Genomic DNA, 11,953 nt, shown 5'->3' with positions numbered 1-11,953 from the left:
GCGCGCGCGCGTCCCCCCGCCCGCCCCGCCGATCAGCGCGCCTCGTACTCCACGAAGTACTGCTCCGGAAGAAAGTCGTGCACCCGTACCGGTTGGAGTCCCGCCTCGGCGAAGTGGGCGTCCAACTCCTCCCGCGGCGTCTGCTGCTGGGGAGGAACCCCCCAGGGGCGTTCTTCCCAAGGTTTGGGCCGGTAGTCGATCACCACCACCCGCCCCCCCGGAGCGAGGCCGGCCCGCAGCTTCGCCGCGTACGCCGGGTCGCGGATGTAATGCCACGTGTCCACCATCAGGATGGTATCCACCCCTCCGGGCGGAAGGCCGGGATCGTCCGGCTCCACCAGCCGCACGCGGACGTTCTCGATCTTCTCTCCCCGGAGACGTTTCTCGAGAAAGTCGAGCATCTCCTGACGGATGTCCATCGCCCAAACGACCCCCTCCGGCCCGACCGCCTTCGCCACCGGGATGGTGAAATAGCCCGATCCGGCGCCCACGTCCGCCACCCGCTCGCCCGGTTCGAGGGCGAGGGTCTCCATCACGCGGGCGGGCATCTGGAAGTCGTCCCTCTCGTCTCTCTCGAGCATGGCGATGTACCCGTTGAGCCATATTCCGCGAAGCAGCGCGCGGAAATGATCCTCGGTGATCAGATTCGCGAACGCCTCGTCCTCGCGCACCCGCATGACATCCCAGAAACCGGCCGCCCGCGCCCGGTCGAGCCAGAGATACGCTTCCGCCGGCTCGCCGAGCAACGCGTGCTGGCGGGCGATCTCGAAAAGAAGGTCGGTGTGCAGGGTCATCGCCTGCCAGGCCATCTCCTCGCCCGTTTCGAGGGCGAGCGTCCATTCCCCCGCGTCGACCGCCTCCCGGAAGAGCGGGGCGAGCCGGACGCATTCATCGAGCGGATCCGGAGGGACATCTTGCGCCGCCCCCGGAACGGGAGCGATCCCGAGCAGGACGGCCAGAAGGAACGGCGCCACCCCCGCGGCGCGCGCTCTCTTTTCTCGGTGTGTCGTCATTGCGATTTCCTTCCATACGGTGGGTGTCGCGGGAAGGAGAGCCCGGCGGTCGTTCCGTCGCGGGCCCGTCCCGCCGGAACGAACCCGGACGGGGTCCACTCCACTGCGAGGTGGGCACCTATTCGCGGCGCGGCGCGCCCGGAAGCGCCCGCGCCTTGCAAGAAAAGACGAGGAACGAGCCCCTTTGGTTCACTCCGATCCGCGCGATCGATGCCGGCCTTCCCGGCCGGTCCTCAGCCATCCCCCTTCTCCCGGAGACCTCTCTCGACCCACTTGCGGCCGATGAGAAGTCCGATGGGGCTCGCCAGCGCGATCAGCGCGTAGACCAGCCACATCGTCTCGGTCCGCGTCGGCCCCTCCGCCGGGCAGTAGATCTCCATCATCCGGCCCGTGTAGAGGCCGGCGAGGAACTTGATCAGGAACCAGGGGATGTTGGCGAAGGCGATGTAAGCGCCGGTCCGCCCCTCCGGGGCGAGCTCGGCGGCGTACTGGAGGAAACGGGGCTGCCAGAGCGCCTCGCCGATGGAGAAGAGAACGATGTACGCCATCAGAAGCGTAAAGCTCGGCCCGGCGGTGAAGAAAAAGGTGGGAAGGGCGCTCACCATCGACCCGATGATCATCATCCGGTAGACGGGAACGCGGCGGGTCAGGGCGGTGATCACCGGTACGCCGAGCACGATGATCAGCGGGTTGGAGACGTTCACGATCGTTTCCATGTTGTTCGCCACCGCTTCCGAGTAGGCGCGCGTGACGTACTGCGGGAGCACCAACCACTGATAGGCGAAAAGGGTCTGCACGGGGAGGAGGACGAAGATGAAGAACATGAACCGTGCGTTCAGAAGGGGGCTCGTATGGAACCAGTGCACGATCCCTTCCACGGGGCCGCGTCGCGGTCCGGCGTCCCCCTTTCCCTCCGCCCCTTCCGGGCCCGCGCCCAAGATCGTCGACTCCCTTTCCACTTTCGGCGTGAAGAAAAAGAGAAGCAGCACGAGCATGAGCACGTTCACGCCGACGCAAAACCAGAAAACGCCGGTGATGCCAAAGCCGTCGAAATCGAAGGGGCTGCCGATGTGAAGCCCGGTCCGGATCCGCGACGAGAGGAGGCCGATGACGACGATTCCGAGGTTCATGCCGGCGTAGAGGAGTCCGTAACCCATGGCGGCGGTCTTCTCGTCGGTGAACCTGCGGACGCCGGCGTAACAGGCGGGCTGCATGAAGCCGTTCCCGGCGGCGGCGATGACGAGCGCCACCACGGAGAGGACGATCATGAGCGTCGACCCGGGCGGCACCAGGCTCGGGGCGAGGGGGAACCAGATCCTGCCGATGATGTAGAGCACCACCGAGACGATCAGGGATCGGCGGACGCCGAGCTTGTCCGCGACGGGACCGAAAACGAGCATGAGCCCGCTGATGAGGCCGGTGTATACGGAGACCAGCTTGTGCCCCGTGTCGTCCGACAGCCCCGCCAGATCGTGGAAAAACATGGCGAGAAGAGTGAGCATCCCGAAGTAGGCGATGCCGTCCATCCAGTAGGCGACGTTGGTGTACCAGAAACCGGCCGGCGCGCCCCGCAGTTCCCGGATCGAGTCGATCAGTTCGGTGATCGGGTTCGGGATCCCTTGCGGCTCCTCTTCGCGGCGTTTCTCCTCGGTCATCGTCGGCGTTCCTCCCTCCTGTCCGTCGATCGAGAGCGCCCTACCGGGACGGCGCGTGTCCCGGCAGCATACAGCCGCGCGATCCGGTCCGGCAAGATCCACCGTCCCTCTCCGCGCCGGTGCACCCAAAAGACCGAGCAGGGGGGACTTCCCCCCGCCGGGGGACGGCCGGGGATCGCGGCTTTCAAGCGGCCTGTCCAAGGAGGCGCCGCGCCTCGTGGGTTCGAACCCACCCTTCCCCGGAGGGAGATCTTGCCGTATGCTGTGCCCGACCCCGGCGAATGGGTCGGACCGGAGAGAGGGTCCGCCCGGACTCATCCAGCAGGAGGTTTTCCGCCATGCGCGGTTCTCGACTCGTATCCGACCGCCCGCGACGCGTCCTCTCCACCATCGCCGCGCTCCTCGCGCTCTTCCTGGCCGCGCCGGCCGGAGGCGGCGACTACGGCCCCACGGCGGACGTCGACCCCGCCCCCTCCCCTCTGCCCGACCGTATCATCCAAACCTTCGCCGGCGACCCCTCCACCTGCCGGGCCGTGACCTGGCGCACGGACGACTCCGTGGGGGACGCCTTCGCCGAAATCACGCCGGCCGATCCCTCCCCCGATTTCCACCGGAACGCGCGCCGTATCCGGGCGAGGACGGAGCGTTTCGATACGGAGAGCGGTGCGGCGCTTTGTCACTCCGTTCTCTTCTCCGGGCTCCTCCCCGGCGAGTCCTATCTCTATCGCGTCGGGAGCAGCGCGGGATGGAGCGAGTGGTTCACGCTGCGCGCGGCCGGGGAGAAAGACGAACCCTTCCGCTTTCTCTATCTCGGAGACGCACAGAACAACATCCTCGGCTCCTGGTCCCGTGTGGTGCGCGCCGCCTACGCCTCCGCGCCGGACGCGCGCTTTTTGATTCACACGGGCGATCTGGTCACCACCGGCGACGACGACGCGATCTGGGCCGAGTGGTTCCAAGCGGGCGGGTGGATACACGCCCAGACGGCGAGCGTCCCCGTCGTCGGCAACCACGAGTATCACCGGCGGTGGGCGGGAGACGCCGATCTCCCCACGGCGCACTGGCGCGCCCAGTTCACGCTCCCCGAGAACGGTCCCGCCGGAATGGAGGAATACGCCTACACCTTCGTCTACAACGGCGTTCGCGTGATCGTGTTGAACTCCCGCGACAACCCGGAACGACAGGCTACCTGGCTGGACCGGGTTCTCCGGGAGGGCGGAGAACGCTGGACCGTGGTTACATTCCACCATCCGGTCTTCTCGGCGGCGCAAAACCGGGACAACAAGGAACTGCGTGAGTTGTGGCGTCCCCTCTTCGATCGGTACGGCGTCGATCTGGTTCTCCAGGGGCACGACCACACCTACGCGCGCGGCCGAAACCTGCCGGGGGACACCGGCGGGGCCGATCCGAAGGGCCCCGTGTATGTCGTCTCCGTGAGCGGACCGAAGATGTACGAACTCCCCGAGGAACGCTGGATGGTGAGGGCCGCCGAGAACACACAGTTCTATCAGGTCGTTTCCGTCGACAGCGACACTCTCCGGTTCGAGGCGCGAACGGCGACCGGCGAGCTGTACGACGCCTTCGATCTCGTCCGGGCCGCGTGGGGGGAGAACCGCCTCGTGGAGAGAATGCCCGCCGGATCCCCCGAACGCACTTTCTAGCCCCTTCCGGTGGAGATGGCGTTCCCCATGTTCCGGGAAGGGCGCGCCGCTCCTCTCCGGTCAACGCGCGCGCCTCGATTCCGGCGATCTTCTCCCCTTCTCCCGATACGGCGGCGAGGGAGCGCGCGCGATCCGATAGCTTTTATTCCATTGCATTATAAATAGTTACGAATCCGCCCCGATTGGTTTGACAAATTCAAACACTCGTTTTATATTTTCGTTTCCAGTTAGGAGGCTCGCGATGCGTTCTCCCAGAAGCGATGGACGGGAAACGAGGCAGAAGATCCTCGAGGCGGCGAGCGAAGTGTTCGCCGAAGTGGGTTACACGGAAGGAACCGTCTCCCGGATCCGCGAAGCGGCGGGGGTGAACCAGGCCGCCGTCAGTTATCATTTCGGCGGCAAGGAAGATCTCTATCGGGAAGTCTGGGAGTATACCGCCGCGCTGGCCGAGGAGTTCCATCCGCTCGAACATCCCGAACCCGGCGCGCCCGCCGAGGAACGCCTGCGCTTTTTTCTCAGTTCACATATTAAACGTATTTTGGACGAGGGGGCGGCGGGCCGCTTCTCCCGTATTCTGGTTTTCGAGATCCACGACCCGCAACCCTTTCTCGCGGAAGCGCTGATGGAAGGTTGGAAGAGGAAGAACAGGGCGTTTGAAACGATCCTCCGCGATTTTCTCGGCGAGGGGGTGACCCCGGAAGAGATGGAGATGTGCCGTCTCGCCGTCCTCGCCCCCTGCATGGGGTTGGGAATGCACCGGATGCGCCAACGCCTCCACCCTCTCCCCCACCGGGCCCCACCCCGTTTCGACCCGGACGCGCTCGCCGATCATCTCTTCCGTTTCGCCCGCGCGGGACTTTTGGACCTAAAGGATAAAATCGCGGGTCGCGGCGCTGCTTCGACGGTGGAGGGAATCCGATGAAAAGGCCGAAACGAACCGTGGAGAGAGCCGCCGCGTTTCTTCTCCTTCTCCTCACCGCATGCTCCGTCGGCCGCCGGGACGTCCCGGCCATCGCCGGTCTCCCCGAATCCTTCGGAGACGGCGGCACGAAACCGCTCCCGGGGCGGTGGTGGACCGCCTTCGGCGACGGCGCTCTCGACGCCGCCATCGAGGAAGGACTCGCCGGGAGCCCGGACCTGGCGGCGTGGCGGGACCGGCTCGACCAAGCCCGCGCCCTCGCCCGGAAGGGAGGAGCCGGCCTGCGCCCGGCGTTGAACGCGTCCGGAGACGCGTCCCGCTCCGCCTCCTGGCCGGAGGAGGGACCGGACATCTACGAGAATGATTACGCCCTCGGCGCGGCCGCCTCCTATGAGATCGACCTGTGGGGGCGCCTCCGCGCCGGACGCCGATCGGCGCTCCTCTCCTCGCGGGCCGCGGGCGAGGACCTCCGGGCGGCGGAGCTTTCCCTGAGCGCGTCCATCGCCTCGGTCTGGTACGAAACGGCCGAAGCGGCGGCGCAGGTCCGCCTGCTGGAGGAGCAAGTCGGCACGAACGAGCGGATGCTCGATCTGGTGCGCCTCCGCTTCCGAAGCGGACTGACCGGCGCGTCGGACGTGCTCACCCAGAGGAGGGTGACCGAGGCGGTCCGCGGTGACCTGCATCTCGCCGAGGCGCGCCTCGCCACGCTCCGCCACCAGCTCGCGGTTCTCGTCGGCAGGACCCCCCGGGAACGGATCGGGACGGAAGCGGTCCTGATCGATCTCCCCGCTCTCCCGGAGACAGGCCTCCCCGCCGACCTGCTCCGTCGCCGCCCCGACCTGCGCGCCGCCCGCCTGGACGTGGCCGCGGCGAACGCGGAATTCGCCGCCGCCCTGGCGGACCGATTCCCCAAGATCTCGCTCAGCGCCTCGGGGAGCACAGGCGGCGCCCAAACGTCGGTCCTCTTCGGCGACTGGTTCGGCAGACTGGCCGCCAATCTCGCCCTCCCCCTGCTGGACGGCGGCGCCCGCTCCGCCGAGGCGGACCGAAGGGAAGCGGCCGCCCGGGAAGCCTTTCACGCCTACGAGAGCGCCGTTCTCGCCGCCCTCCGGGAAGTAGAGGACGCCCTCGCGCGGGAGGCGAGGCAGGGGGAGTATCTCGAGAGCGTTCGCCTGCAGCTCGAGACGGCGGACGCGCTCGTCGAGCGGAGCCGCGACGACTACCTGAGCGGCCAGGCGGATTACCTGCGCGTTCTCGAGGCGCTGACGTCGCAGCAGGCGCTGCAACGCTCCTCTCTCACCGCCCGGCGCGCGTGGATTCAATACCGCATCCAGCTCTGCCGCGCTCTCGGCGGCGGATGGAATCCCGAAGCAATCGACGGGGGCGCAAACCTTTACGAGGAAAGGATGGAGTCTTGAAACGATCGGTACGCACCTTTTGGCTCCCCCTCTGCATACTGGCGGGCGCCGGCCTCGTCGCGGCGGTCATCGCGAACACCGGTCCCGAGTCCCCCAGGCGCGTCCCCCAGCGGCAGGCGCGGCTGGTGGAAGTGCTCCCCCTCGAGAGAAACGACGTCCCGGTGGTGATCGAGGCGATGGGGACGGTGACGGCGGCCCGTTCGGTGGAACTGCGCGCCATCGTCGGCGGAGAGGTCGTGGAAGTGAGCGAATCCTTTGTCCCCGGCGGCGTCCTCGCCGAGGGTGAAACGATTCTCCGTATCGACCGGCGCGACTACGACCTGGCCGTCCGCCAGAGGGAAGACGATCTGGCCAAGGCCGAGGAGAACCGGTTGCTGGAGGAGGGGCGCCAGGCGGTCGCGCGCCGGGAGTACGAACTTCTGGGCGAGGACCTGAGCGAATCGGAGGCGGAATTGGTACTCCGCCGGCCCCAGCTGGAGACGGCGCGGAGCGCCCGCGCGGCGGCGGCGGCCTCCCTCGATCAGGCGCTCCTCGACCGGGAACGGACGCGGATCACCGCCCCTTTCAACGCCGTGGTCGAAGAAAAGCACGTCGATAAAGGAACGGTCCTGTCGGCGAACACGGTGATCGCCGATCTGGCCGGCACGGACGTTTTCTGGTTGGAAGTGCCGGTGCCCGCCGACGAACTCCGGTGGATCCGCATCCCCGAGGGAAACGGCGACAGCGCGTCGACCGTGTGGATCCGCCAGGACACGGCGTGGGACGAGGGCGAGCGGCGCTCCGGCCGCGTGCTTCGTCGCCTCGGCAGCCTGGAGGCGGAAGGGCGCATGGCCCGCCTTCTCGTCGAGGTGGAGGACCCACTCTCCCTCCGCCCGGAGAACGCGGGAAAGCCGGTGCTTCTGATGAACGCCTTCGTGCGCGTCGAGATTCTGGGACGAACGCTCCGGGACGTGGTGGCCGTCAATCGCCGTCACGTCCACGACGGTTCGACCGTTTGGTTGATGGATGAAGACAATCTTCTCCGGATCCGGAAAATCAAGCCGGTGTACGTCGGCGAGGACCGGATCCTGGCGGCGGAAGGGCTCGAGACGGGCGAGAGGCTGGTCACCACGGAGATCGGCGCCCCCGTGGAAGGGATGCCCCTCCGGGTGCAGGAGGGCGTTTCCGGTGAGGCGCCCGGCGACGGAGCGGAGGAGGCGGAAAGCCGATGACGGCGACCGAACAAAGGGGGCCGATCGCGTGGATGGCGAAAAACCACGTCACGGCCAACATCCTGATGATCGTCTTTCTCGTCGGCGGTCTCTTCACGACGAGCCGCATCAAGCAGGAGGTCTTCCCCGACTTCGACCTGGATCTGGTCACCGTCACCATAGCCTATCCCGGCGCCTCGCCCGAGGAGGTCGAGCAGGGAATCGTTTTGGTGGTGGAGGAGGCGATCCGCGGGATCTCGGAGATCAAGGAGGTGACCGCCGTCGCGCGGGAAGGGGCCGGCACGATCACGGCGGAACTGCAGACCGGCGTGAACGCCCAGAAAGCCTACCAGGAGATCGACCAGGAGGTGGCGCGCATCGTCACCTTTCCTCTGGACGCGGAGGAGCCGCGGGTCAGCCTGGTCACGCGGCGGCGCCTGGTCACGCAGCTCACCCTCTACGGCGACGTGGACGAATGGGTTCTTCGGGAGATCAGCGAGGAGACGCGGGACCGCCTGCTCGCCCTTCCCGGAATCACCCAGGTGGACCTCGCGGGCGTGCGGGATTACGAGATCCACGCGGAGATTTCCCGCGAGGAACTGCGCGCCTACGGCCTCTCGCTGGACGGCGTGGCGCGAATCCTCTCCGAGGCCGCTCTGGAGTTGCCCGGCGGCTCGGTGAAAACCGAGGGCGGGGAAATACTTTTACGGGTCAAGGAAAGGCGCGACTGGGCGCGGGAGTTCGCCGAGTTGCCGGTGATCACGACTCCCGGCGGAGGCGTGGTCCGCCTCGGCGATATCGCCACCGTCCGGGAGGGCTTCGAAGAGGCGAACCGGGAGCGGCGCTTCGAGGGTTTCCCCTGCGTGGACCTGGAGATCTACCGCGTCGGCGACCAAACCCCGCTCGGCGTGGCGGCGGCGGTTCACGAGGCGATGGAGGACCTCACGGCCGGGCTCCCGCCCGGCGTGAACCTGTCGGTCACGGAAGACCGTTCGGAAATCTACGGCCAGCGCCTCCACCTTCTCCTCCGAAACGCCTTTCTCGGGCTGATCCTGGTGCTGGTGGTGCTCGGGCTCTTCCTGGAGCTGCGTCTCGCCTTCTGGGTGACCATGGGGATCCCCGTCTCCTTCCTCGGCGGACTCCTCTTCCTCCCCGGCCTGGGCGTCACGATCAACATGATCAGCATGTTCGCGTTCATCGTCGCCCTCGGCATCGTGGTGGACGACGCCATCGTGGCGGGAGAGAACATTTACGAGTATCGGCGGAAGGGGATGAACTTCCTCGACGCGGCGATCCGGGGCGCTCGGGAAGTGGCGATGCCGATCAGCTTCAGCATCCTGACCAACATCGTCGCATTCCTCCCCCTCGCCCTGATCCCCGGCGTTATGGGAAAGATATGGATCACCATTCCCATTGTGGTGATCACCGTGTTCCTCGTTTCCTGGGTGGAGGCGCTCTTCATCCTCCCCGCCCACCTCGCGTACAGCCCGCCCGAAGGCTACGGAAAAGTGATGCGACGCATCGAGCGGTGGCAGCGCTCCTTCGCCGCGCGGGTGGACCGCTTCATCCACGGCCGGTACGCGCCGTTCCTCGACTGGACCCTCCATCACCGCCGGATCACCGTGGCGATCGGCCTGGCGGTTCTTCTCCTGGTCCTCTCTTACGTGAAGAGCGGGCGGATGGGAATGGTCCTCATGCCCAAGGTGGAGTCGGACTACGCCATCGCCACGGCGGTGCTCCCCTACGGAACGCCGATGGATCGCGCCCGCGAGGTGCGGGATCGGATGCAGAAGGCGGCGCGGCGCGTGATCGACGCGCACGGCGGCGAGCGACTCGCCGAGGGGGTTCTCGGCGATATCGAGGAGAACCGCGTGGAGGTCACGGTCTATCTGACCGATCCGGACGTGCGTCCCCTCGGCACTTCCGCCTTCAGCAGTTTCTGGCGCGAGGAGACGGGACAAATCCCGGGTCTGGAGATGCTCCGCTTCGAGTCGGACCGGGGCGGCCCCGGGTCGGGCGCGTCGCTCACGGTGGAACTCGCCCACCGGGACATCGACGCGCTCGACCGGGCGAGCACCGATCTGGCGGCGCGGCTCGACGAGTTCGCCTACACGAAGGACATCGACGACGGCTACAGCCCGGGGAAGGAACAGTTGGACTTCCGGATCCGCCCGGAGGGGCGGGCGCTCGGGCTGAACGCCGACGACGTGGCGCGCCAGGTCCGTTCCGCCTTCTACGGATCTCAAGCGATCCGGCAGCAGCGCGGCCGCAACGAGGTGCGCGTTCTCGTCCGCCTTCCCGAGGAGCAGCGGACCCGGGAATCGGACGTCGAGAAGCTGATGGTGCGCACTCCGGCCGGGATCTGGGTGCCGTTGATGGAGATCGCCGATGTGGAACGCGGGCGCGCCTACACGACGATCACCCGGCGAAACGGTCGCCGGACCGTGCAGGTGACCTGCAACGTGGAGCCCTTCGAGAAGACCTCCACGGTTCAGGCCGACCTGGATCGGGAAACTCTCCCGGCGCTCGCGAAAGACCACCCCGGCCTCCAATACGCCTACGAGGGGCGGCAGGCGGACATGAAGGAGAGCATGAGTTCGCTTGTCGGCGGCTTCGCCCTCGCCCTGCTCGCCGCCTACGCCCTATTGGCGATCCCGTTCCGCAGCTACACCCAACCGCTGGTGGTGATGATCTCGATCCCCTTCGGCATCGTCGGCGCCGTGATCGGCCATTACATCATGGGTTACAGTTTAAGCGTCATGAGCATGATGGGAATCGTCGCCCTCTCCGGCGTGGTGATCAACGACTCGCTCGTGTTGATCGACAAGGCGAACCGTCTCCGGAGCGAGGGCGTCCCGAAGGTGGAGGCGATCCACCAAGCGGGGGTGCGTCGATTCCGCCCCATCCTGCTCACCACGCTCACCACATTCGGCGGCCTCTCGCCGATGATCTTCGAGACCTCCAGGCAGGCGCGTTTCATGATCCCCATGGCCCTCTCCCTCGGCTACGGAATCCTCTTCGCCACGGGGATCACGCTCGTGCTGGTCCCGAGCCTCTACCTCCTGGTGGAGGAATTGATGGAGAAAGGGCGTGCGCTGCTGACCCGTGGCCGGGGCGGAAGCGTCGAAGCGGCGTAAGCCGAGAACGGGATACGGCGACGCGATCTCCCTTCCCGAAAGACAACGGCCGCCGGATCCCCTATACTCCGGGCGACGACGGCCGGGCAGGCGCGCGGTGTTTTCTGCGGAGCGGATATCACTTGTGTAGTGAAATGAATCGAATCGACGATACCGGCGGGGCGCGAAATCGCAACGCCACCTCCCCCCCCGAAACGGACGGGGCGGTCGAGACGGTACGCCGTTTCTGGGACGAATTCCTCTACGACGACGTGCGCGTCGCCGTCCGGCCCGCGGGCACGGTGGAGCATTTCGCCGAGTTGGAGGAGTTCCGCGTGGGAAGGCTCGATTATCTCCCCCGCCACGTCGATTTCGGCGCCTGGCGGGGGAAGCGCGTTCTCGAGATCGGTTGTCGGATCGGCCTCGACCTGATTCGCTTCGCCCGCGGAGGCGCCCGCGCAACCGGAATCGAGCTGGCCCCGTCGCGCCTGGAAGAGGCAAAGCGCTATTTCGACATGCACGGGCTCGCCGGCGATTTCCGGGTCATGAACGGCGAAGCGATGTCCTTCCCGGACGGGAGCTTCGATTTGGTTTACGCCCACGGCGTCCTCCCCTACACCCCCGACCCGGCCCGCATGATCGGCGAGATCCACCGGGTTCTCGCGCCGGGAGGAGAGATGTTCCTCATGGCCTACAACCGATACTCCTGGCTCACCCTCCTTTCCAAACTGTCCGGGAAGAACCTCCGGCACGAAGAGGCGCCCGTCTTCCGCTCTTACTCTCCCCGGGAGCTCCGCAAGATGCTCGCCGGCTTCTCCCGCGTCGAGATCGTACCGGAGCGTTTCCCCGCCGAGACGGGGCTCCACCGCGGCGCGGCGGCGCGGTTCGTCTATTCTCTCCTCCTCGGCCTCTTCCGGATCACGCCGGAGAGGATCGTTCGCCCCTTCGGCGCTCATCTCGTGGTCAAGGCGGTTCGCTGAC

The 11,953-nt window shown here is 66.9% G+C and carries 8 protein-coding genes; 6 read left to right on the top strand and 2 right to left on the bottom strand.

Features of this window, described 5'->3' with window-relative positions; all coding sequences use genetic code 11:
- Window positions 1-32 precede the first annotated feature (32 nt).
- On the bottom strand, window positions 33-1,013 hold the full coding sequence (locus JW958_07700; protein ID MBN1826133.1) for a methyltransferase domain-containing protein: 981 nt from the start codon (window positions 1,011-1,013) through the stop codon (window positions 33-35).
- A 233-nt stretch (window positions 1,014-1,246) separates the two neighbouring features.
- Window positions 1,247-2,770: an MFS transporter gene (locus tag JW958_07695; protein ID MBN1826132.1), complete on the bottom strand. Its 1,524-nt coding sequence runs from the start codon at window positions 2,768-2,770 to the stop codon at window positions 1,247-1,249.
- A gap of 236 nt (window positions 2,771-3,006) precedes the next feature.
- Between JW958_07695 and JW958_07690 the strand changes: the two genes are divergently transcribed.
- From JW958_07690 to JW958_07665, 6 genes are all read left to right on the top strand, one after another.
- On the top strand, window positions 3,007-4,329 hold the full coding sequence (locus JW958_07690) for a metallophosphoesterase family protein (GenBank protein ID MBN1826131.1): 1,323 nt from the start codon (window positions 3,007-3,009) through the stop codon (window positions 4,327-4,329).
- A gap of 241 nt (window positions 4,330-4,570) precedes the next feature.
- The gene (locus JW958_07685) at window positions 4,571-5,251 is read left to right on the top strand and encodes a CerR family C-terminal domain-containing protein (GenBank protein ID MBN1826130.1); all 681 of its coding nucleotides are present in this window, start codon (window positions 4,571-4,573) and stop codon (window positions 5,249-5,251) included.
- Window positions 5,248-6,666: an efflux transporter outer membrane subunit gene (locus tag JW958_07680; protein ID MBN1826129.1), complete on the top strand. Its 1,419-nt coding sequence runs from the start codon at window positions 5,248-5,250 to the stop codon at window positions 6,664-6,666. The genes JW958_07685 and JW958_07680 overlap by 4 nt, the downstream gene beginning before the upstream one ends.
- Entirely contained in the window at window positions 6,663-7,877 is a 1,215-nt protein-coding gene (locus JW958_07675) for an efflux RND transporter periplasmic adaptor subunit (protein ID MBN1826128.1), read from the top strand. Before JW958_07680 ends, JW958_07675 begins: the two co-directional genes overlap by 4 nt.
- The gene (locus JW958_07670; protein MBN1826127.1) at window positions 7,874-10,993 is read left to right on the top strand and encodes an efflux RND transporter permease subunit; all 3,120 of its coding nucleotides are present in this window, start codon (window positions 7,874-7,876) and stop codon (window positions 10,991-10,993) included. Before JW958_07675 ends, JW958_07670 begins: the two co-directional genes overlap by 4 nt.
- A 122-nt stretch (window positions 10,994-11,115) precedes the next feature.
- Window positions 11,116-11,952, top strand: a complete 837-nt coding sequence (locus JW958_07665) for a class I SAM-dependent methyltransferase (GenBank protein ID MBN1826126.1) — start codon at window positions 11,116-11,118, stop codon at window positions 11,950-11,952.
- Window position 11,953: the final 1 nt, after the last annotated feature.

It is taken from the genome of Candidatus Eisenbacteria bacterium, assembly GCA_016930695.1.
In the GTDB taxonomy this organism is placed as follows: domain Bacteria; phylum Orphanbacterota; class Orphanbacteria; order Orphanbacterales; family Orphanbacteraceae; genus JAFGGD01.
This window is presented reverse-complemented; position numbering and strand designations above follow the sequence as displayed.